Source organism: Bradyrhizobium sp. AZCC 1610 (genome assembly GCF_036924515.1).
Lineage (GTDB): Bacteria > Pseudomonadota > Alphaproteobacteria > Rhizobiales > Xanthobacteraceae > Bradyrhizobium.
Map to the genome: position 1 here is coordinate 5534200 of NZ_JAZHRR010000001.1, position 22131 is coordinate 5556330.

Consider the following 22131-nt stretch of genomic DNA (forward strand, 5'->3'; position numbering starts at 1 on the left):
CAGAAATGAATTCTGCCGCCTGTTTTCAACTGTTGGTTAACCATGTTTGCGCATTGGCGCGCTTTAGGCCGCGGTAACGACCACCTTTTCCCCGTCGGGCGCAAGCGTCACGGTCAGCCCGCAGGCCTGCGCCAACAGCCGCGTATAGTAAGGCTGCACCGCGTGCGCATCGACGGAAGCCGTCGAATTCGCGCTCAGGAGATCGGCGATGTTCTGCGGCAGGCGGGCGTTCAGGCCGGCCGAGGTTACGCGAAAACTCATCGTCTCGCCGTCACCGATCGGATCGATCGTCAACGTACCGCCGCGCGGGATCGTCTGCTGCGCAATGATCAGCATGTTCAACAGCAGCTTGACGCGGTTCTTCGGCAGCAACAGCCGCGGCAGATTCCAGGTGATGGTGATCTTGCCGTCCTCGATGTGGCCGCGCGCCATGGCCTGCGCATCGCCGAGATCGATCTGCGCGCCCGCCGATCCCGCAGCGCCAAACGCCAGGCGGCAGAACTGCAATCGTGCGGAAGCGGTCTTGGCACTCTTGCGGATCAGATCGAGCGCGAAATCGCGGTCTTCGGGCTTCGGATTGTCGTCAAGAACCTCAAGCCCATTGACGATCGCGCCCACCGGGCTGATGAGATCGTGACAGACGCGCGAACACAACAGCGCCGCGAGTTCGAGGGTATCGGGAGCCGGACCGGGAGACGAAGTGCCAGACATCATGGGTTCCTGGAAAGCCGCCGAGTCTCAGTTCCTGGCGGACAGTTACGAATCACGCGTGCTTTCTGGTTTGATACACTGCGCAGGCGCGTGCTGCCAGCGCGGGGCGGCAATGGTAAGGCAAGAGAGAGGCCTAGCTCATGAATGAGGCACATCCCGTACTCGATCACGATGCTGCCACGGCCCTGATCGAACCGCTGACCGAGATCGTGATCCGGGCCGGCGCCGCCATCCTCGCCATCAACCGTTCCGCCATGAAGGTAGACGGCAAGATCGACGGATCGCCGGTAACGGAAGCGGATCTGGCGGCCGACCGCATCATCGCCGAAGGCCTGGCGCAGCTAGCGCCAACAATACCGTCGCTTTCGGAAGAGCGGGTCCAGCCCGGCACGCTTTCCCATAAGGAAAGCTTCTTCCTGATCGACCCGCTCGACGGCACCAAGGAGTTCATGGCCGGCCGCAAGGAATTCACCGTCAACCTGGCGCTGGTAACCCGCGGGACGCCGTTGCTCGGCATCGTCAGCGCGCCCGCGCTCGGGCTGGTCTGGCGCGGCATTGTCGGTCGCGGCGCGGAACGGCTGACGCTGGGCGAAGGCAAGTCGCTGATCGAGCCGGTGCGCACTCGTCCTTGCCCGCCACGGGGAGAGCCGTGGACGGTCGCGGTCAGCCGCCTGCATGGCGATGCCAGGACCGAAGCCTTCATTGCGGCAAGGCCGGGCGCAATACGGTGCGAACTCGGCTCGGCGGTCAAATTCGGCCGGGTGGCCGAAGGCGCGGTCGATATCTATCCGCGGCTGTCGCCGACCTCGGAATGGGACGTCGCCGCGGGCCATGCGGTCGTTGCGGCCGCCGGCGGCCGGATCACGGATTCAAGCGGCGCGGCGCTGGTTTTTGGCACCGGGCGAAGAGACTTCATCGTTCCGGAGTTCATCGCCTGGGGCGATCCGAAGGCGGTTGAACGGAATCCGTAGCCCGGGCGAGCGATGCGACCCCGGGAGCGGTGCCAGCCGAATGGAATATGTGAAGTTGTCATTCTCGCTACGGCTGCTCGCAACTACTGCGCCAACCCCTGCACCAGCACCGGCCAGCGCGCGCGCGCGTCTTTCAGGAAACGTGCCGGCTCGGCAGCGAACGCATCGCGGTTCTCCTCGCGGCCGAACAGATAGAGCCGCTGGCCCGCGACCACCCAAAAGCGCGGGTTGCCCGCATAGGTTACCCCTCGTCCCAGATCGACCGGATCATAGCCGCCGAACTGGGGCCCGTAGATTTCCGGATGCGCCACGAAAGAGGCGCGATTACCCTGGTTGCGGAAACGCCAGACGGCGCCGGCTTCGCGGGCCTCGAAGTCGGGCAACCCTTGGGCTGCCATGGCTTCCGTGAAATAGGCGACGGGATCGAAGCCCTCGATGGCGAGCCCGGAATAGCGGCTCACCACCACCCGCTCGGTGGTCGAAGCCTGCGCGGCGAAATCAAGGCTGAGCGCGCTAAAAAAAATCGCCAATAAGGCAATAAGGGCTATTCCGGGGCGCAAAGCGTATCTTTCCTGCCGTTCTGCCGTCATAGTTGGTGCCGATAACATGCGAGTCGAGGGGACACTGGGCGCAACCTAGAGCCATGCTTGTTGGCGTCAGGTTAAGGCGGCGGCCAGAATTTCGATGCCAGGGGTTCTTTCATGACGTTTGCTTCACGCCTTGCCGCGGTGACGTTCGCCGCGCTGATGTGCTGGACCGTGCCGGCTTCCGCACAGCAGCCGCCGCAGGCACCATATCCGCAGCAGCAGCCGCAGCCGGCACCCTATCCGCCGCCGCAACGCCAGCCGGGGCCCGAAACCTTTGGACCCGACGAACTGGTTTCGGCCGGGCACAAGTTCTTCGGCAACGTCTCGCGCGGGCTCGCCTCGGTCATCGAGCGCGCGGTCAGCCAATGGGGCCTTCCCAACGGCTATGTGCTCGGCGAGGAAGGCTCAGGCGCTTTTGTGGCTGGCCTGCGGTATGGCGAAGGCACGCTCTACACCAAGAACGCCGGCGACTTGCGGGTCTACTGGCAGGGGCCGTCGGTCGGTTTCGACTGGGGCGGCGACGGCGCGCGCACCATGACGCTGGTCTACAACCTGCCCGCCACCAACGCGATCTATCAGCGCTTCGTCGGCATCGACGGCTCCGCCTATATCGTCGGCGGCTTCGGCATGACCGCGCTGACCGCCAACAACATCGTGCTGGTACCGATTCGCTCCGGCATCGGACTGCGGCTCGGCGCCAATGTCGGCTATCTCAAATTTACCCCGCGCGCGACCTGGAACCCGTTCTGAGCCCGACTTCAAGCGTAGACGCGCGTCTCCCCAGGCGGATTCAGGTTAACCCGGCATTGGGCTGGCGTAGGGCCGGCTCGCCGTGGCATTGTGATTAACGAATCCCTGTCTGTGTGGAGTGACCATCGATGATCGAACCGATCATGTACCTGGCGATCGGTTTTCTGGTGTCCATGCTGTTCGGCCTGATGATCGTGCCGCTGGTGCATAACCGCGCGGTGCGGCTGACGACGCGGCGGCTCGAGGCGGCAACCCCGCTGTCGATGGCCGAGATCCAGGCCGACAAGGACCAGTTGCGCGCGGAATTCGCGATGTCGGCGCGGCGGCTCGAAATGAACGTCGAGCAGCTCAAGAACAAGACCACGAGCCAGCTCGCCGAACTCGGCAAGAAGAGCGACGCCATCAACCGCATGAAGATCGAGCTCGGCGAAAAGAACGCCACGATCTTTTCGCTCGAAGCGCGCGAGAAGGCGATGAAGGAGCAGCTGCGCGCCACCGAAGAGGAATTCGCGGCCAAGACCGAACTCTTGCGCAACGCCGAAGCGGCGCTGACCGCCAAGCAGGCCGAGCTCGCCCGGATCAATCACGAATTGAACGATCGTTCGATGACGGCGGACAGCCGCCAGGTCGAGTTGGTCGCGGTGCGCACGCAGATCGAGCAACTGAGAGGCCGCGTCGGCGACGCCGAAAAGGAATTTTCGACGACGCAGGCTCGCCTCGCCCAGGAGCGCGCCGACTCCGAGCGCGCGACGTACGAACTGAGCGAAGCGCGCAGCCGCGTCGAAAATCTGAGCCATGCGCGTCACCGATCTCGACCGGCAGTTGATCGTCCAGGTCAAGGAAGCCGAGATGCTCGGCAACCGCGTCAACGACCTCGAGGCGCGGCTGGCGATGCAAGGCAAGATTCTTGCCGAGCGCGAATACGAAAACAATCAGCTCAGGCAGGCGAACGAAAACGCCGAACGCGCCGCACGCGAACTGCGCGAGGAGATCGCGGCGATGAACGGCGGCAAATCGCCGATTGTCGAGAAATTGCGCAGCGAGAAAGCCGCGGTCGAGCAGCAGCTTCGTGTCGCCCGGGACGAACGCGCCAAACTGCAGCGTGACATCAACGCGATCCAGCAGCAGGCCGAAAGCTCGTGGCAGACCGAGCGGATGGAAAATGCGCTGCTGCGCGAGCGCATCAACGACATCGCCGCCGAGGTGGCAAAACTCGCCATGCAGCTCGAGGGCCCGAATTCGGCGATCGAGGCGATGCTGGCGGCGGAACCCTCGGTACCGAAAGTGCCGGCCAAGCCCGCCAACGACGTCGCCGGCGCCGCCCCCGTCTCGGAAGGCGGCGGGACGCTGGCCGAACGTATCCGCGCGCTACAGTCCCACGCTTCACGAGCCCGCCAGCAGGGGGCGTAAATTCCCCTGTTTCGCGCGAAAACGCGACGTTACGGCCCGACTGATCGCTTGACACTATGGGCCGGTACTTCGTAAATCGCGGGCTCTGACGGGCACTTGGTTCGCCCACATTTCCCGGACGCATAGCTCAGCGGGAGAGCGTTCCCTTCACACGGGAGAGGTCCAAGGTTCGATCCCTTGTGCGTCCACCATCAAAAGCCCATGAAGTATCCACGAGTACGAACGGTTCGTCGTTCATGCCCATCCGCTTTTGAAAGCCTGTCGAGCCTCGATACGTTCGTCATGAATGTCGCTCGCGCATTTCTGTCCAGGTAAGTCGGTGAGGCCAGCGCCCTACAGCGCAGCAAAATGAACGCACTGCAACATGTGATTGAGCAATTGACACACCTCGCGCGACGCAGTGCTATGCTGAATTGTTCAGCAAGAGAGTAGGTAACTTCATGAAATACACGTTCTTCACTAGGTTATTGCCGTTAGTTGCCGTCACAGTTGTTTCGTTAGCGGCCCTGCCGGCCTCGGCCAGCATATATAACTCACTCGTTGTCTTTGGCGACAGCCTATCGGACAATGGTAACAACGCCGCCGTGATCGGCACAGATGCCGGACAGCTCATTTCAGGCAACACGTACGTCCCCAGTCACCCCTACGGCTCCGGGGTTTACAGCAATGGACCCGTCTGGGCGTCGGACGCCGCATCGAAACTCGGCGTAACGCTAACGGATTACGCGTATGGGGGCGCGACCACGGGTCCGGCCGGCAACGGCTTTCCGTACAGCCTTCTCACCCAGGCCAACCAGTACTTGGCCACCAACACGGTCTCCGCCAATGCGCTTTATGTCATCGCCGGCGGTGGCAATGATGCCCGAGCGGCGCTTGGCGCGATCGCAGCGTGCCCGGCGTGCCCGGGACCGACTGTGTTGGCAACCGTGGCGGCAACCGCGGCTGCATACGCAGCCAATGTCGGCGCCATTGTGGACGCGCTTCAAGCCGCCGGCGCCAAGAACATTGTGGTCTGGAACACGCCAAATCTCGGGTTGGCGCCGGCTGTTGCGGCGGCAGGCGCTCCCGGATTGGGAGGTTTCCTCGCCACCAGTATGAACGCAGCGCTCGCCGCCGAGCTGGCGGGCGAGACGGGCGTGACGACTTTTGACATCTTCGGCCTGGGCACGTCGATCGCACTCAATCCAGGAGCATTTGGTTTTACCAACGTGACCGATGCCTGCGGGGCAGTTGTAGGCGCGAACTGTAACACCTACGCATATTGGGATGGCATTCATCCGACAGCGGCGGCTCACGCGGTGATCGCCGATGCCTTCCTCGTGGTCGCCGGAGTTCCCGAGTCCTCCACCTGGGTCATGATGGTCCTCGGCTTTGCTTGCGTTGGGTTCATGGCCTACCGCCGGAGCAACCAACCAACCGCGCTTGGCGCTGCCTGATCGATCGCCAGCCCGATCGAAGTGCAGAGAGACCGCCTTCGGGCGGTCTTTTTGTTTGGCGTCACTTTTGGATGCCAAGTCTTTTTTGGATGCCAAGTCTTTGGATGCCAGGTCGGAGCACTGAATCCATCGCATCAGCATTCGTCGGTGGCGCCTGCTGATCGGGCGCAGGGCAGGACTGCGCGTGACCGGCGGCAAGCGGGTCGCGCAGAGGTAAGGCTTAAGTCAGATCCCCAGCAGCCAGATCGCGACGATGGTGCCTAGCGTTGCGAGGCCGCTGATGGTCCATCCGGTTGCGTAGGAGATTTCGTCGTCGCCGGTGCCGCGCATTGCGTCGGGGTCGGTGCTTGCTGACCGCCACTGCATGGCATTGCTCCACGAAGCCTGCCCGCAGGATAACGTTGGTCCGGGTTCCCGGTTCCGTTCTATTTTGGCGGCCAGTCAGCAGAGGCTGCCCGGCCGGTCGTCACACGAAGGAAAGCCGGCGTGCGTCGGAAGGTGCAATTTCGTTTTCGTCGCCGACGATGATGGTGACTTTCCACCCCTCGCTGGCCCAGACCCGCGCTTTGGCAACCGCCACCAGCATGCTGCTTCGGTCCATCCTGACGGTCTCGTCCCTGCGTTCCGCCACGATCCTGTACGCCATGCCACACCCCCTACGCACGTAGAACTACTGGGGAACCATGTTCGGCTACCGCTTTGGCCGCAATTGGCCGACAATTTGTCCAATCGGGGGCATGGTTAACGGCGGGTTAACGCCGCAAAGGCGGCTTGGAGAGCCCTTTTGGCCCCTATTTGGCGGCTTTTCGCACCAGAAGTGCCGGTTTGGTGACGCCGTCGAGGCCAGTCAGGATCAAAGCGGTCAACAGTGCGTTCTGCGGGCCGTACCAGGCGTTAACCGGCTTGTACCATTCGTTGCGCGAGTGCCAGTTGCCGCCCTCCCCGCCGCCGCCGATGGTGACGGCGGGGATGCCGAGCGACATCGCGATGTTGGAATCGGTCGAGGAGCCGGCAAAGGTCGGCCGCGGCCCGCGGGTGACGGCCGAGACCGCGCGCTGGGTCGCCTGCACGATCGGCGAATCCATCGCGACGATGCCCGCCGGCCGGTCGCCGATCAGCTTGGTCTCCACCGTCATCTTGTCCGATTTCCAGCGCGCGTTTTCATCCGCCACCGCCTCCTTGACGAGGTCGAGCAGCCGCGCCTCGAGCTTGAGCAACTCGTCCGTCGAGTTCGAGCGCATGTCGACGGCCATCCGCGCTTCGGCGGCGATGGCGTTGACCGAGGTGCCGCCATTCACGGTGCCGACGGTGAAGGTGGTCTTGGGATCGGATGGCGGCTGCAGCTCCGAGATTTTCGCGATCGCCCTTCCCATCGCGTGCGTCGCGCTCGGCAATCCGAACTCCTGGAACGAGTGCCCGCCGGGACCCTTGAAGATGAACTCGTAGCGATGGCTGCCGGTCGCCTGGTTGACGACACGGGTGATGCCGAGCCCGTCGATCGAGATGAAGCCGTCGATATCGGCGTGATCGCGGAACAGCGCCTTCACGCCGCGGAGATTGCCGAGTTCCTCCTCGCCGACCGTGCCGACGAACATGATGTCGCCTATGGTCGCGATCTGGTTTTCGTTCATGACCTTGATCAGCGACAGCATCGCCGCAAGCCCGCGCGAATCGTCGCCGATGCCCGGAGCTACGATGGCGCCGTCCTTCTCCTTTACGGTGACGTCGGTGCCTTCGGGAAACACCGTGTCGAGATGCGCCGACACCACGAGCCTGGGCCGGCCGCCGCCACTGCCCTTGCGCAGCGCGATCACATTGCCTTCGCTGTCGATCGACGCATCTTTGAAGCCGAGTTCCTGCATCCGCTTCAGATAATATTCGGCGCGGACCTTTTCCTTGAACGGCGGCGCCGGAATTTCGGTGATGCGCTTCTGTTCGGCAAAGGCCCGCTCGTCGTCGGCCTTGATGTCGTCGAGCGTCTTGACGATTTTGGGATGGGCGAGAATGGCCTCCAGGTCGGGCGCGGAAGCCGCCTGCGCTAGAGCCTTGTGCATCAATGCATGCTGCGCGACAGCGACAAAGGCGATGGCCAGGATCGATCGTGTGAGTGTCATGCGTAGATCTCCATTCGCAACGCTATCCTGCGCTCAAGCCCGCATCCTTCAGCCGCGCTGCGAACCAGACGGACAGGGCCTGGTCGAAAACGCCGCTGGTATAGACTTCCGACATCGTGACCTGCGTCTTGTCGAGCGTCAGCAGCACACCGATCCAGTAGGCGAACCACAAATGCGGATCGGTCAGCGCCCGCAGCTTGTGCTGGTCATGGTCGAGCGGCTGATGATTGGCCGCCTTGCGGACCTCGACGGCGAGCAGGTTATTGGGAATGGCGCGCTGATGCACCACGATGTCGGGATAGATGGACTTTGCGAGGTGGTCGTCGGTCGAGACGATCGTTCCATGCGGCAGCCGCAGCGTGCGATCGCCCAGCCGGTCGTATTCGCAATCGATCTCCCAGCCCGGGAACTGCTTTTCGAACTGCACCGCCAGCCGGTGCGTCAGCGCGCGCTCGCCGACATCCCGTTCGAGCAGAAAGGTCTCGCGCGCGTAGAACTCGTGAAGTGCGGTGACGACCTTGTTCAGTTCGGTCTGCATCTGGCCTCCGCACCGTCATTGCCTGCGACAAACGCGAAGCGTTTGCGCAAGGGAGCGAAGCGACGAAGTAATCCAGTCTTACTTCCTGGCTCTCTGGATTGCTTCGCTACGCTCGCAATGACGATTTCATAACTGCGGCATTCCGGCTAGCTCAAAACTTTAGGACGATCGTCCCTCTTACATCTGCACTTCGATCAACCGCGGGCCCGGTTCGGCGATGGCTTCCGCCAGGGCCTTGTTGAAATCGTCGGCATTGGCGACCGCGCGACCCGGCACGCCCATGCCCTTGGCGAGCGCGACGAAGTCGAGGTCCGGGCGGTCGATCTTGAGCATGTCGAGCGCCCGCTGCCCTGGCTCGCCGGCGCCGACGCCGTCGAATTCGCCCCGCAGGATCTGATAGATCTTGTTGGCGAAGACGATCGTGACGACGTTGAGACCCTCGCGCGCCTGCGTCCACAGCGATTGCAGCGTGTACATCGCGCTGCCGTCGCCGACCATGCAGATCACCTTGCGGTCCGGGCACGCGACCGCGGCGCCGGTCGCGACCGGGGTCGAGAAGCCGATCGAGCCGCCCATGTTCTGCAACCAGTCGTGCGGGGCGGCGGCCGCCGTCGGCGGAAAGAAGCCGCGGCCGGTGGTGACGGATTCATCGACCACGATGGCGTTTTCCGGGATCGCCATCGCAATCGCCTGCGCGATCGAGGCGTGCGTCAGCGCGCCGGTCGGCTTTGCGATTTCCACCAGCTTCTGCGGCGGCCGGTCGGCCGGCTGCGCGTGAAGCGCGCCGGCCAGCGCTTCCAGCGCGGCTACGGAATTTTCGGCGCCCGAGGTCATGCGATGCACTTCGCAGCCCTGGGGTTTGAGCATGCTCGGCTTGTTCGGATAGGCGAAGAACGCCACTGGATCGTTGGCCTCGACCAGCACGATGTTCTTGAAATCCTTCAGGATCGGCAGCGCCTGCTCGATCACGTAAGGGATGCGGTCGATTGCGAACCGGCCCCTGCCGCGCGCCATCCGCGGATTGTAGGTCTGGCCCATTACCTTGCAGCCGGTCTTGCCCGCGATCTGGGCAGCCAGTGCCAGCCCGTGCTCGGTGAGCGCGCTGCCGGTCATCAGCAGCAGCGTCGACGCGCCGCCGTTGCGCAACACCTTGGCGGCATGGTCCACGGCCTGCGCGGAATAATTGGCGCGCTGGCTTTCCACAGGCACCTGCGCAATGCCGTCGGCTTCGTTCCAGGCGGTATCGGCCGGCAGAATCAGCGTGGCGATCTGCGGCGGCGCGCTTTTCGCCGCGGCGATCGCGGCAGCGCCGTCGGCGGAAACGGATTTCGCATCCGGCGAGGTCCGCACCCAGGAAGACATCGGCCGCGCCAGCCCCTCGATATCAGAGGTCAGCGGGGCGTTGTAGCCGATGTGGTAGGTCGCGTGCTGGCCGACGATGTTGACGATGCCGGAGTTGGCCTTCTTGGCGTTATGCAGATTGGCGAGGCCATTGGCGAGGCCGGGCCCGAGATGCAGCAGGGTCGACGCTGGCGTGCCCTTCATGCGGTAATAGCCGTCGGCGGCGCCTGTCACCACGCCCTCGAACAGGCCGAGCACGCAACGCATCCCCTCGACCCGGTCCAGTGCGGCGACGAAATGCATCTCCGAGGTGCCGGGATTGGTGAAGCAGACATCCACGCCGCCTGCGACCAATGTCCGCACCAGACTTTCCGCACCGTTCATGGTCTCGTTCCCCTTCGCGCTTCGTTCTTGAGAGCCGCTGACGATCAATCATTGTTCGCACGTTTCGTCAAAGGTTTAGCGGCACAATGCAGCCATCGCCCAGGGCATGTTGTCTTTTTTTAACCGCGGTGTTTGAAAATGGCTGTGGTCACAGGCTCGTTGCTTGCACGATCGCCGCAATTATGGCCTGTCTCGACCTGCATACTCAGTTTTTTTCGCGAGGAAGAAAATGACCCGGGCTTTTGCTTTGCTGTTTGTGGCGCTCACCGTGCTGGCGGGGGCCGGCCAGGCACAGGCCCAATTCTTCTTTGACGACACGCGCGACATCATGGGCGGCGGCCCCGGTTTCTTCCGACCCGGCATGCCCAGCGGAGCAAGCCCGATCCCGCGCACCACCGTGCACTTTGTCGGCCATTACGCGCCCGGGACAATTTTAATCGATACCGCGGAGCGCAGGCTCTACCTCGTGCTCGGCAACGGCCAGGCGATACGCTATGGCATTGGCGTCGGCCGGGACGGCTTCCGCTGGAGCGGAACCCACCGCATCACCGCCAAGAAGGAATGGCCGAGCTGGACGCCGCCGGCCCAGATGCTGCGGCGGCGACCGGATCTTCCGCGCCATATGTCCGGCGGCATCGACAATCCGCTCGGCGCGCGGGCGATGTATCTGGGATCGACGCTCTACCGCATCCACGGCTCCAACGAGCCCGAGACGATCGGACAGGCTGTGTCGTCCGGATGCTTCCGCATGACCAATGAAGACGTGACCGATCTCTATAGCCGCGTCCGCATCGGCACCCCGGTTGTCGTGAGAAACTAGGCTGGAACTTGGCGCGGCGATGCGCGCAAGCGCGTAATCCCCGCCTTTCAAGCCTTGCACGCGCGTGCCGATTGCGGCAGCGTCGTTTGAATGCACACGCCTCACCGATCCCTTTACCTGCAGACGTTAGCGGCGGCCTTGGGCGCCGTCGCGCTCGGCGAAATCCTGGTGCCGTGCACGGCTTTCGCCGACATCCCGGCAATCGCGCAGCGTCAGCGCGCCGAGAAAAAGATCTTCACCGACAGCGAGATCGTCGAAGGCTTTCTGAAGATCGCGTTCGGCGCGGAATATCATCTCGCCGGCCGCGTCGACCGCATCCGCAAATATGACGGGCCGGTGCGGGTGTTTGCCGACGGCAGCCGCGCCGACCGCAAGGCGCAGCTCGCGAAAATCGTGGCCGACATCGCCGCCCGCGTTCAGCATCTCGACATCGCCATGACCGGCAGCCTCGAAGACGCCAATGTGCAGGTCAAGCTGGTGCGCGACCGCGACCTCCAGCGCACCATCACGACCTTCTACGGCAGCGATCGGGCCAAAGAGATTCGCTCCTCGCTCGACCCGCAATGCCTGTCGGGCTTCCGCAAGAACGAGAAGTTCGAAATCGAGCATTCCGACGTGATCCTCACCGTCGACAATGGTGACTTCGTCTTCTTCGATTGCGCCTATGAGGAATTGCTGCAATCGCTGGGACCGATCAACGATACCGCGAGCGTGCGCTGGACCATGTTCAACGACAACGTCTCGATGGGCTATTTCGACGTCTACGACCAGTATCTCCTGAACCTTCTCTATGATCCCCGGATCAAGCCCGGCATGACCGTGCTGGAGGTCAAGGCGCTGCTGCCGGACGTGCTGGCCGACGTGCGCGCCTGGGTGCGCAAGGTCAACAACCTGCCGTAAGTGACGGCCTCCGGTCAGCCGCCAACGCGGAGATTCATCGCGAGGTGAACGCATGAGCAATCCGCCGGCCTCACCCCGTCATTGCGAGCGAAGCGAAGCAATCCATCTGTCCGCGTACGACGTAACAATGGATTGCTTCGCTTCGCTCGCAATGACGGCGGAGAATCGGCGGCAGCCGGAACCCCTCGCGCGGCGGTTGAAGGACCCCGCCGGCCCTCGCATCCGCCTTTTTCCAATGACAACGCAAAGTTTTGTGGACGAAAGATTGTGACTTCCGGGAGCAAATCCTATCTAATGAGGTCTATGGGCGCTCCCTATAAGTTTTCCAAATGAACGACCTGCCGCGTATCCAGGCCTTGCGCTGCTTCATCACCGTGGCCCGCGAAGGCACGGTTTCGCGCGCGGCCATCTTGCTGCACCTGACCCAGCCTGCTGTCAGCCTGCAATTGAAGGGGCTGGAGGAAAGCACCGGCTTGCAGCTTTTCAACCGGACGCCGGGCGGCTTTACCCTGACGGAAGCGGGCGCGACCTTGCTGCCGCTGGCGCACCGGACGGTATCGGCCTCGGCGGATTTCAGGACGGCGGCGGATTCCTTGCGGGAGTCGCTGCGGGCAACGCTGCGTGTCGGCACGATCCTGGATCCCGAATCGATCCGGCTGGGCCCGTTCGTGCGAAGCCTCGCCACTTCCTCGAAGAAGACCGAAGTCTTCCTCCGCTACGGCCTGAGCGACGACGTGCTGGCGCAGATCGGCAGAGGCGAGCTCGATGTCGGATACTATATCGATGCCACGCCCCCCGAATGCCTTGCGTCGGGGATGCTGCTCGAACGCACCATCGACGATGGAAAATTCCAGCTCACGGCGCTGGTGCGCTACGACTACCGTGTGATCGCCCCGCGCGAATGGAGCGACAAGGTGCTGGGGAGGGATTGGGCCGACCTCGCCGGCCTGCCCTGGATCGCGACGCCGCATGCCTCGGTGCATCGGCGGCTGATCGACGACATCTTCCGGCCAATAGGGTCATCACCGAAGCGCGTCGCCTTCGCCGATCATGAAGACGCCATGATCGAGTTCGTCGAAGCCGGCAACGGCCTCAGCCTCGCCCGCGACTGCGTGCTCGACCGCATCACGCGCCAACGAAATTTCGTGATTGCCGACAAGGTGGCGCTGACCTGCGACCTCAGCTTCGCCTGTTTGACGTCGCGGCGTCGCGAGCCGATCATCTCGCAGGCCTTTTCGGCCATGCAGGCGGTGTGGGAGCCGAAGCCGGGCGGCGCAGCGCCGGCGCCGATCGAAGCGGCACGGTCGCGGAAAAGCGCCCGGAGGTAGCCCGATTGGCTCAAATTTTGGCCGGGGCAGACTTGCCCGGGCCAGACTTGCCCGGCTCAGACTTGCCCGGCTCAGACTTGCCATTGCAGATCGATTTCAGCGATCGCCATTCCTCTGATGTCAGCAGCGGCGGCCCGCTGGCTGACCGGTCTTCCCGGCTCATCCGCGCCAACCGGTCCTCGCTGAGGGGATGGGTGGAGATGATCGAGAGCCCCTTGCCCTCCTTTCCGGTGACCCGAAGCAGCAATTCCCCGGTCGGCTTCGCCGGCCGGCCCAGCCGGTGCATGACGTCGATTGCAAAACCGTCGGCATTGGTCTCGGCCTCGCGCGAATGCGACGACGTCACCAGCGTGCGCGAGCCGAAGATCAGCGCGCTGGGGCCGGTGATGTCGCCGAACAGCAGTCCGATCAGGAACGACGTACTGCCGTCACGGATCAGTCCGCGCATGCTGTCGCGATGCTTGAGATGGCCGAGTTCATGGGCCAGCACGCCCGCGATTTCGTCGGCGTTCTCGGCCTTCGCCAGCAATCCGTTGAACAGATAGACCCTGCCGCCCGGCAGCGCGAAGGCATTGGGAATCGAACTCGACAGCACGCCCGACTGCACCGAGGTGTCGAAGCCCGCGGATGCGCGAATCGCGGTGACGAGCTTGACGAAGGCCTTCTGCCCGGCGGCGTTGTCGCAAACCTTGGCATCGAACATCGTCTTGATCTGACTGTCCGCGACGTCGCCGAGCCGCCGTTCGAACGCTTCGGGCACCAGCGGCGCGAGGCGATCGGCGATCAGCGGAAGTCCGAACAGCACCACGGCAACGATCGAAACCGCGGCCGCGAGCGACCAGCCGACAATGACGGCAACGCCGCGGCGGCCGGGCGTGTTGTCATCCAATTTGGCGCAGCGTGAGACCAGCTCGGCCGCAAGTGCGTTGTCGCGAACCTCCAGCCGCGCCAGCGCAGGCGCGCTCTGGCAGCCGAGGCGCAGCATGCCCGAAGGGCTGTCGGCGCGGCGGATGTCGGCATAGTCCCAACACAGCCAGCTTCTGTTCGTGTTCGATGATTTCGAGCCGGTCGGAAAATTGGAGCGTAACCGCGCGGCGCCGGCTCGACGCCCCGTCGAAATAGGTCGCCGCATTGGCCGGCGGCGTTTTCGAAATCTCTGGCGCGTCGCTATCCATGGTCATCACGCTCTAGAATCCGCCGACATCGAGACCGTCGGCAAACCCCTCGCCGAGCGCGTTGGCCAGGTCGCCCCGCGCCGCGACGTTGGCGGCGGCCTCGAGGCCGCTGATATTGACCGAGCCCAGCACGATCACCCAGAGATCGCGCGTCAGATAGACCCGGATCACGACGTTGAGCGCCAGTGCCAATACCAAATAGCCCAGACCAGTCAGCACCAGCAGCGGAATGCTCCTCATCAATTCCGGCGTCTTGAAAAACTCCGTCAATCCCGCGCCGCTCATGCTGGCGACCAGCACCGCGCACAGGGCCAGATAGACCGCGAAGACTAGTCCAAGCAGGGCCATCCAGCCGATCACTTTCCAGTACAGCCCGATCAATGCGCTCTTCGGCAACGACGATTCCAGCCGCACGCCGCCGAACCGGACGCCGGACAGCCACCAGCGCCATTCGATGGCCTTGTAGCCTGCGTAAATGAAGGGGGCGATCGGACTTACATAGAGTGCGATCGGCGTCAGCAGCCACAGCCACCAGCCGCGCTTGAAGAACTCCCAGCCGCGCCCCTCAAAACTGCCCTGCAGGTCGCCGTAATGGGAATGGTGCATCTTGTAGCGTTCGAGCGCCGCGGCCCGCCATGGCAGCACCAGTCCGAGCGTGAGGATCATCAGCACACCCCACAGCGACGCCTGCAAGGCATAGATCCAGCCCGAGCCGGTCATCCAGAAGCGCACACCGCGCCATACCGTTCGCGTCATCCGGTACCGCCGCGCGCGGTAGATCGCGAACTGCCCGAACAGATAGAAGAAGGCGATCAGGGGAATGCTGGCGAACGCCTGATAGTGCTCGGCCTCGAGACCGATCAGAAAATAACCGAGATAGATCGGCACCAGGATCGCGAGCGCGACCAGAAATCCGATCAGCAACTCCTTGCCGCGGCCGGTATATTCGGCGGCATCGCCATCGACCAATGTGTTGGACCAGAGATGGCGGCGAATGTCGGTGAGGAGCCAGAATCGATAGAAGCCGAGGGTGACCAGTTCCAGAGCGGCGCCGCGCTTGGCCAGATCAAAGAATTCGCCGCGGCCGCCGGAAAACGCCACCGGCATCGGCGGCGGCACGGGCGAAGGCGGCGGTGGCAGCACCTGCGGGGGCCAGCTCATCTGGTTCATGGTTCAACTCCAGCGCGAACGGTAGCGGATCAAACCACAAATCTGTCGGCCGTTGTGTGACCCAAGTCCCACACGCGAAACGTTTTCGAGCGAAGCATGCCCTCAGACTCGATCCGGGGGTGGATACCGGTTCGCATAGCAATCAAGCTTGCGCGGATTGCGTAGACTTATCTGCGGTAGAGAACGCGTCAAACCAGAATCTAGAGCTTCGGTTCTGATTCAATCAGAACCGACGCTCTATGCCGATTTTTCGAACAATTCCCGCCCGATCAGCATGCGGCGGATTTCGCTGGTGCCGGCGCCGATCTCGTAGAGCTTGGCGTCGCGCAGCAGCCGCCCGGTCGGGTAGTCGTTGATGTAGCCGTTGCCGCCGAGCAACTGGATGGCGTCGAGCGCGCATTGGGTGGCTTTTTCCGCCGCGTGGAGGATCGCGCCGGCCGCGTCCTCCCGCGTGGTCTCGCCGCGGTCGCAAGCCTTTGCCACCGCATACACATAGGCCCGCGAGGCGTTCATCGTGGTGTACATGTCCGCGATCTTGCCCTGCACCAGCTGGAAGCTGCCGATCGGCTCGCCGAACTGCTTGCGCTCGTGCACGTAGGGCAGCACGACGTCCATGCAGGCCTGCATGATGCCGATGGGACCAGCCGCCAGCACCGCGCGCTCGTAATCGAGGCCGGACATCAGCACGTTGACGCCGCGGCCGACCTCGCTCAGCACGTTCTCCTCCGGGACCTCGCAATCCTCGAATACCAGTTCGCAGGTGTCGGAGCCGCGCATGCCGAGCTTGTCGAGTTTCTGCGCGGTGGAAAATCCCTTCATGCCCTTTTCGATGATGAAGGCGGTCATGCCGCGCGGACCGGCCTCGAGATCGGTCTTGGCGTAGACCACCAGCGTATCAGCCACCGGGCCGTTGGTGATCCACATCTTGTTGCCGTTCAGCACAAAGCGGTCGCCCTTTTTGTCGGCGCGGGTCTTCATCGACACCACGTCACTGCCGGCGCCCGGCTCGGACATCGCCAGCGAACCGACATGCTCGCCCGAGATCAGTTTTGGCAGGTATTTGCGCTTCTGTGTTTCGTTGCCGTTGCGGCGGATCTGGTTGACGCAGAGGTTGGAATGGGCGCCGTAGGACAGCCCGACTGAAGCCGACGCGCGCGATATTTCCTCGACCGCAATGCAGTGTTCGAGATAGCCCAAGCCGGTGCCGCCATACTCCTCCTCGACGGTGATGCCGTGCAGGCCGAGCGATCCTATTTTCGGCCAGAGGTCGCGCGGGAACTGATTGCTGCGGTCGATTTCGGCGGCGCGCGGCGCGATTTCGTTTTGTGAAAAGGCATGCACCGTCTCGCGGATGGCATCCGCGGTCTCGCCGAGATCGAAGTTAAACATCCGAAATGCGTTGGGAATCATGGCCGCCTCCCGGCGAATTAAACGTTGTTTCAAACAGGCTTAATCTTAGAGGATACGCTTGTCACGCGGCGAAATGCGCCGGTTAGCCCAAGGCCGGGCGGCGGTGTCGATGCGGCCAAATGCACCCAACTCGTCCTTGCGCCGGCGCACGGCTCGGGATGTAATAGGGTAAAACATCGCCCCTCCGGCATGCTTCGGCGGGGAACAGTCAGGGAGGTGCTCATGCACGGAACCATCGATCTCGCCGGAGATTCCCATCTGCGCGCCGCGCTCGAAAGGGCTCAGTCGATTCCGCTCGATGATTTCGACGTCAGCAATCCCGAACTGTTCAAGACCGATACGTTCTGGCCGTATTTCGACCGGCTGCGCCGGGAAGACCCGGTCCACTACTGCAAGGACAGCATGTTCGGGCCATATTGGTCGGTGACCAAATACAACGACATCATGGACATCGAGACCAACCATGCGGTGTTCTCGTCGGCGGCTTCGCTGGGCGGCATCACCATCCGCGACATCGCGCCGGACCTGCGCCGCGAGAGCTTTATCGCCATGGACCAGCCGCGCCACTCCGCGCAGCGCAAGACAGTGGCGCCGATGTTCACGCCGACGCATCTCGATCAGCTCGCGATCAACATCCGCAAGCGTTCGGCCGAATGCCTCGACAACCTTCCGAAGGGCGATGTGTTCGACTGGGTCGACCAGGTTTCGATCGAACTCACTACGCAGATGCTCGCCGTGCTGTTCGACTTCCCCTGGGAAGACCGCCGCAAGCTGACGCGCTGGTCCGACGTCGCGACCACCCTTCCCGGCCCCGGCGGCCTCGTCGCGTCAGAGGAAGAGCGCCAGGTCGAGTTGATGGAATGCGCGACCTATTTCGCCCGCCTCTGGAAGGAGCGCATCAGCCAGCCGCCGAAGAGCGACCTGCTCTCGATGATGGCGCATGGCGACGCCACCCGCGACATGGACCCGAACAACTTCCTCGGCAATCTGATCCTGTTGATCGTGGGCGGCAACGACACCACCCGCAACACGCTGTCAGGCAGCATCTACGCGCTGAACAAGAATCCGGATCAGTACCGCAAGCTGCGCAACAATCCGGACCTGATCGACAGTTTCGTCCCCGAGGTAATCCGCTGGCAGACGCCGCTGGCGCATATGCGCCGTACCGCGCTCGAAGACATCGAGTTCCGCGGCAAACAGATCAAGAAGGGTGACAAGGTCGTGATGTGGTACGTTTCGGGCAACCGCGACGAGGACGTGATCGAACGACCCTACGACTTCATCATCGACCGCGCCCGGCCGCGCACCCACGTTTCGTTCGGCTTCGGCATCCACCGTTGCGTCGGAATTCGGCTGGCAGAACTGCAACTCAAGATTATCTGGGAAGAAATCCTCAAGCGATTCGAGAATATTGAGGTGGTCGGCGAACCCAAGCGGGTGTATTCGAGTTTTGTCAAAGGCTACGAGACCTTGCCGGTCCGGATCGCCGGCTAAACAGTTGAGCCCTATCACCTGGGATGATCGAAAATGAACGTCCGGACCGCCATCAGAGCCGACAAGAAAGAGCTTCTGCGCGCCGCGCGCGAAGAGGCCTATTCGACGCCGCTGAAGGACTTTCATCCCGGTGCGCCAAAGCTGTTCCAGAACGACACGCTGTGGCCATGGTTCGAGCGGCTGCGCAAGGAAGAGCCGGTGCATTATTGCACCAACTCGCCGATCGAACCCTATTGGTCGGTCACCAAGTACAACGACATCATGCATGTCGATACCAACCACGGCATGTTCTCTTCGGACTCGACCCTCGGCGGCATTTCGATCCGTGACGTGCCGCCCGGCTATGACTATCCGAGCTTCATCGCGATGGATCAGCCGCGGCACTCGGCACAGCGCAAGACGGTGTCGCCGATGTTCACGCCGACGCATCTGGATGAGCTGGCAAAACTGATCCGCGAGCGTTCGCAAAAGGTGCTGGACGAACTGCCGCGCAACGAGACCTTCAACTTCGTCGAGCGGGTCTCGATCGAACTGACTACGCAGATGCTGGCGACGTTGTTCGATTTCCCCTGGGAAGAGCGGCGCAAGCTGACGCGCTGGTCCGACGTCTCGACCGCGCTGCCCAAGAGCGGCGTCGTGGAATCGCCCGAGCAGCGACGTCAGGAGATGGACGAATGCTACGGCTATTTCTCAAAACTCTGGAACGAGCGCGTCAACGCGCCGCCGCGCAACGATTTGCTGTCGATGATGGCCCATAGCGACGCGACGCGGCACATGGATCCCGACAATCTGATGGGCAACATCATCCTGTTGATCGTCGGCGGCAACGACACCACCCGCAACACCATGAGCGGCTCGGTGCTGGCGCTGAACGAGCATCCGGATCAATATCAGAAACTGCGTGACAACCCTGATCTGATCGACACCATGGTGCCGGAAGTGATCCGCTGGCAGACCCCACTCGCCCATATGCGCCGCACCGCTTTGGTCGATACCGAGATCGGCGGCAAGAAGATCAGGAAGGGCGACCGCGTCGTGATGTGGTACGTCTCGGGCAACCGCGACGAGGAAGGCATCGAGAAGCCCGACGAGTTCATCATCGACCGCGCCCGGCCCCGCACCCATCTGTCGTTCGGCTTCGGCATCCACCGCTGCGTCGGCATGCGGCTCGCCGAGCTGCAGCTCAAGATCGTGTGGCAGGAAATGCTGAAACGCTTCGACCGCATCGAAGTGGTCGGCGAGCCGAAGCGGGTCTACTCCAGCTTCGTGCGCGGCATCGAGCAGCTGCCGGTGCGCATTCCGGGGTGAGCGGTAGCGACCTCGATCGGCCCGATCGCGCAAGCGATCAACGTGAAGGGCCGTACCGGTGCGGCGAGTGTCCGCATCGTTACCGCCAGGAAATGGCATGTCCGTTTTGATCTCATTTTCCGGTTTGCCGGGGGTCGGCAAAACGACCGTGGCCCGCGCCCTCGCGCAGGAAATCAACGCCGTTTACATACGCGTGGACTCGATCGAGGTAGCCCTGAAAAACAGTAGCTTGCAGGTCCATCCGGCCGAGGATGCCGGATATCTTGCGGCCGTTGCCGTCGCGAAAGACAACCTGATGCACGGCCTCGATGTCGTAGCAGACACGGTGAATCCCATTGAGCTGACAAGGAGGTGGTGGGCCGAGGCCGCAAAAGCCTGCGATGCACGATTGTTGAACGTGGAAATTGCCTGCTCGGATCGAGCTGAACACAAGCGCCGGGTCGAGGAGCGTCGCAGCGATATCGTCGGACTTGATCTGCCGGATTGGAAACGCGTTCAGAGCCGCGACTACGAAGACTGGACCGGGGAGCGTGTGTTGTTGGATACCAGCAAACTGTCCGTGAATGATTGCGTCAAAAGGATTATCGAGGTGTTAGCCACGCCGGCTTAGCCGCCCAGTACCGACCTAGCCGCCAGTACCGACCTCCCCACGCTAATATGTAGCGCGCAACGGGCTTGCTTCAAGACCCGCCTCATCCCGTAGAACCCCCGACCGAAGCCACAACCTGCGGGGTCACGAAATGAGTGCATTGTTGTCGAGGAACGGTTCGCGCGAGGCCGAGTCGATCGCCGCGGCGGAAACGACTGTGGCGATGACCAACCATGCGGTGGTGATCGCCGGGGGCGGTCCGACCGGGCTGATGCTGGCGGGCGAGCTGGCGTTGGCGGGCGTCGACGTTGCCATTGTCGAGCGGCGCGCCAGTCAGGACCTCATTGGCTCGCGCGCCGGCGGTCTGCACGCTCGCGCCATCGAGGTTCTCGATCAGCGCGGTATAGCCGATCGGTTCCTCTCGCAGGGACAGGTATTTCCGGTCGTGCACTTCCACATACCTTTGGACATCAGCGACGCTCCCACCCGGCACAACTACGTTCTCGGGCTGTGGCAGAACCATATCGAGCGCATCCTGGCCGAGTGGGTTGGCGAAAAGGCGGTGACGATCTATCGCGGACGTGAAGTGACTGACATCGCGCAGGACGACACCGGCGTCGACGTCGCGCTCTCCGACGGTCAGTCGCTCCGGGCGGAGTATCTCGTCGGCTGCGATGGCGGCCGCAGCCTGATTCGCAAGGCGGCCGGCATCGCGTTCTCCGGGTGGGATCCGACGACGAGCTGGCTGATCGCCGAAGCCGAGACGGCCGAAGAGCCGAAGTGGGGGTTTCACCAGGATGCGTTCGGCATTCATGGGATCGGCAAGGTGGAAAATGGCGGGTCGGCCCGCATCGTGCTGACCGAGCCGCAGCTGCGGCTCGACAGCGAACCTACACTGCGCGATGTCAGCGCGGCGCTCGTCGCCGTATACGGGACCGATTACGGGATCCACAGTCCCACCTGGATCTCCCGGTTCACCGACATGACCAGGCAGGCCGCGGCCTACCGCGACAGGCGGGTCCTGCTGGCCGGCGACGCGGCACACGTGCATCCGCCGGTAGGTGGACAGGGCCTCAACACTGGTGTGCAGGATGCGGTGAATCTGGGATGGAAGCTGGCCCAGGTGGTCAAGCGGACATCACCGGAAAGCCTTCTGAATACTTATCACGCCGAGCGCTTTCCCGTAGCTGCCCGCGTATTGCGCAACACGATGGCGCAGGTCGCGCTTCGTCGCACGGACGACCGCACCAAGGCCCTGGGCGACACCATGTCCGAGCTCCTCGGCATGGACGAGCCGCGCAGACGACTAGCCGCTGAGATGTCCGGTCTGGGCATTCATTACGACCTCGGGGAGGGCCACAAGCTGCTCGGACGCCGCATGCCCGATCTCGACCTGATCACCGCCAACGGCCCGCTGCGGGTCTTCACCTTGCTGCACGATGCCCGGCCGGTACTGCTCAACTTTGGTGAGCCCGGCGGCTTCGACATCACGCCGTGGGCGGATCGGGTCCAGCTGATCGACGCAAAATACGACGGCGTGTGGGAGCTTCCGGCACTTGGCGCGGTCACTGCTCCCCACGCCGTATTAATTCGGCCCGACGGATATGTGGCTTGGGTGGGAGACTCAACCCAGCCGGGACTCGCCGACGCGCTAACCATCTGGTTCGGACCGCCTGCCGCGGCGTAGCCGTACAG

At 63.1% G+C, this 22131-nt stretch carries 21 protein-coding genes, 1 tRNA gene and 1 pseudogene; 12 read left to right on the plus strand and 11 right to left on the minus strand.

Annotation, left to right across the window (positions count from 1 at the left end; translation table 11 throughout):
- Positions 1–63: 63 nt before the first annotated feature.
- Positions 64–711: a histidine phosphotransferase ChpT gene (chpT, locus tag V1279_RS27255; RefSeq protein ID WP_334442264.1), complete on the minus strand. Its 648-nt coding sequence runs from the start codon at positions 709–711 to the stop codon at positions 64–66.
- 140 nt (positions 712–851) lie between these two features.
- Here chpT and V1279_RS27260 point away from each other — a divergent pair, with 140 nt between their 5' ends.
- Positions 852–1682 (plus strand): 3'(2'),5'-bisphosphate nucleotidase CysQ family protein, encoded by an 831-nt coding sequence (locus V1279_RS27260; RefSeq protein ID WP_334442266.1) that lies wholly within the window; start codon positions 852–854, stop codon positions 1680–1682.
- A gap of 83 nt (positions 1683–1765) precedes the next feature.
- Here the strand turns inward: V1279_RS27260 and V1279_RS27265 are convergent, their stop codons facing one another.
- Positions 1766–2242: a YHS domain-containing (seleno)protein gene (locus tag V1279_RS27265; RefSeq protein ID WP_334442269.1), complete on the minus strand. Its 477-nt coding sequence runs from the start codon at positions 2240–2242 to the stop codon at positions 1766–1768.
- Positions 2243–2383: 141 nt separating this feature from the next.
- Between V1279_RS27265 and V1279_RS27270 the strand changes: the two genes are divergently transcribed.
- The 4 genes and pseudogenes from V1279_RS27270 (at position 2384) to V1279_RS27285 (ending at position 5865) form a co-directional block, all read left to right on the plus strand.
- A complete protein-coding gene (locus V1279_RS27270; protein ID WP_334442272.1) occupies positions 2384–3019 on the plus strand; it encodes a DUF1134 domain-containing protein in 636 nt (211 codons plus the stop codon).
- Between the two features lie 128 nt (positions 3020–3147).
- Positions 3148–4429: pseudogene (locus V1279_RS27275) on the plus strand (hypothetical protein).
- 116 nt (positions 4430–4545) lie between these two features.
- Positions 4546–4620 (plus strand) — tRNA-Val (locus V1279_RS27280).
- Positions 4621–4869: 249 nt separating this feature from the next.
- The gene (locus tag V1279_RS27285) at positions 4870–5865 is read left to right on the plus strand and encodes an SGNH/GDSL hydrolase family protein (protein ID WP_334442274.1); all 996 of its coding nucleotides are present in this window, start codon (positions 4870–4872) and stop codon (positions 5863–5865) included.
- Positions 5866–6090: 225 nt separating this feature from the next.
- On the opposite strand, the gene V1279_RS27290 is transcribed toward V1279_RS27285, so the two are convergent.
- The 5 genes from V1279_RS27290 to V1279_RS27310 form a co-directional block, all read right to left on the minus strand.
- Positions 6091–6231 carry a hypothetical protein gene (locus V1279_RS27290; RefSeq protein ID WP_334446784.1) on the minus strand — a complete coding sequence of 47 codons (141 nt, stop codon included), beginning with the start codon at positions 6229–6231 and terminating at the stop codon, positions 6091–6093.
- 100 nt (positions 6232–6331) lie between these two features.
- Positions 6332–6511: a hypothetical protein gene (locus V1279_RS27295; protein ID WP_334442277.1), complete on the minus strand. Its 180-nt coding sequence runs from the start codon at positions 6509–6511 to the stop codon at positions 6332–6334.
- 145 nt (positions 6512–6656) lie between these two features.
- The gene (locus tag V1279_RS27300; RefSeq protein ID WP_334442280.1) at positions 6657–7979 is read right to left on the minus strand and encodes a M20/M25/M40 family metallo-hydrolase; all 1323 of its coding nucleotides are present in this window, start codon (positions 7977–7979) and stop codon (positions 6657–6659) included.
- Positions 7980–8001: 22 nt separating this feature from the next.
- The gene (locus V1279_RS27305) at positions 8002–8517 is read right to left on the minus strand and encodes a hypothetical protein (protein ID WP_334442283.1); all 516 of its coding nucleotides are present in this window, start codon (positions 8515–8517) and stop codon (positions 8002–8004) included.
- A gap of 177 nt (positions 8518–8694) precedes the next feature.
- Positions 8695–10242, minus strand: coding sequence for an acetolactate synthase large subunit (locus tag V1279_RS27310; protein WP_334442286.1), 1548 nt, complete (start codon positions 10240–10242; stop codon positions 8695–8697).
- Positions 10243–10471: 229 nt separating this feature from the next.
- Between V1279_RS27310 and V1279_RS27315 the strand changes: the two genes are divergently transcribed.
- The 3 genes from V1279_RS27315 (at position 10472) to V1279_RS27325 (ending at position 13290) form a co-directional block, all read left to right on the plus strand.
- Entirely contained in the window at positions 10472–11062 is a 591-nt protein-coding gene (locus V1279_RS27315) for a L,D-transpeptidase (RefSeq protein ID WP_334442289.1), read from the plus strand.
- Positions 11063–11152: 90 nt separating this feature from the next.
- Positions 11153–11962, plus strand: coding sequence for a DUF2927 domain-containing protein (locus tag V1279_RS27320; protein ID WP_334442292.1), 810 nt, complete (start codon positions 11153–11155; stop codon positions 11960–11962).
- A 329-nt stretch (positions 11963–12291) separates the two neighbouring features.
- A complete protein-coding gene (locus V1279_RS27325) occupies positions 12292–13290 on the plus strand; it encodes a LysR family transcriptional regulator (RefSeq protein ID WP_334442295.1) in 999 nt (332 codons plus the stop codon).
- A gap of 10 nt (positions 13291–13300) precedes the next feature.
- Here V1279_RS27325 and V1279_RS27330 read toward each other — a convergent pair whose 3' ends face one another.
- From V1279_RS27330 to V1279_RS27340, 4 genes are all read right to left on the minus strand, one after another.
- Complete coding sequence (locus V1279_RS27330) at positions 13301–14275, minus strand: M48 family metallopeptidase (RefSeq protein ID WP_442894824.1); 975 nt, start codon at positions 14273–14275, stop codon at positions 13301–13303.
- Positions 14172–14471: a DUF7092 domain-containing protein gene (locus V1279_RS38000; protein ID WP_442894825.1), complete on the minus strand. Its 300-nt coding sequence runs from the start codon at positions 14469–14471 to the stop codon at positions 14172–14174. The genes V1279_RS27330 and V1279_RS38000 overlap by 104 nt, the downstream gene beginning before the upstream one ends.
- Positions 14472–14477: 6 nt before the next feature.
- Entirely contained in the window at positions 14478–15635 is a 1158-nt protein-coding gene (locus tag V1279_RS27335; protein ID WP_334442301.1) for a DUF898 family protein, read from the minus strand.
- A 237-nt stretch (positions 15636–15872) separates the two neighbouring features.
- Positions 15873–17045, minus strand: a complete 1173-nt coding sequence (locus V1279_RS27340; protein WP_334442304.1) for an isovaleryl-CoA dehydrogenase — start codon at positions 17043–17045, stop codon at positions 15873–15875.
- 222 nt (positions 17046–17267) lie between these two features.
- On the opposite strand from V1279_RS27340, the gene V1279_RS27345 reads away from it, so the two are divergent.
- From V1279_RS27345 to V1279_RS27360, 4 genes are all read left to right on the plus strand, one after another.
- Complete coding sequence (locus tag V1279_RS27345; protein WP_334442307.1) at positions 17268–18539, plus strand: cytochrome P450; 1272 nt, start codon at positions 17268–17270, stop codon at positions 18537–18539.
- Positions 18540–18572: 33 nt separating this feature from the next.
- Positions 18573–19847 carry a cytochrome P450 gene (locus V1279_RS27350; RefSeq protein ID WP_334442311.1) on the plus strand — a complete coding sequence of 425 codons (1275 nt, stop codon included), beginning with the start codon at positions 18573–18575 and terminating at the stop codon, positions 19845–19847.
- A gap of 97 nt (positions 19848–19944) precedes the next feature.
- Positions 19945–20457 (plus strand): AAA family ATPase, encoded by a 513-nt coding sequence (locus V1279_RS27355; RefSeq protein WP_334442313.1) that lies wholly within the window; start codon positions 19945–19947, stop codon positions 20455–20457.
- A 202-nt stretch (positions 20458–20659) separates the two neighbouring features.
- Complete coding sequence (locus V1279_RS27360) at positions 20660–22123, plus strand: FAD-dependent monooxygenase (RefSeq protein ID WP_334446592.1); 1464 nt, start codon at positions 20660–20662, stop codon at positions 22121–22123.
- Positions 22124–22131 lie beyond the last annotated feature (8 nt).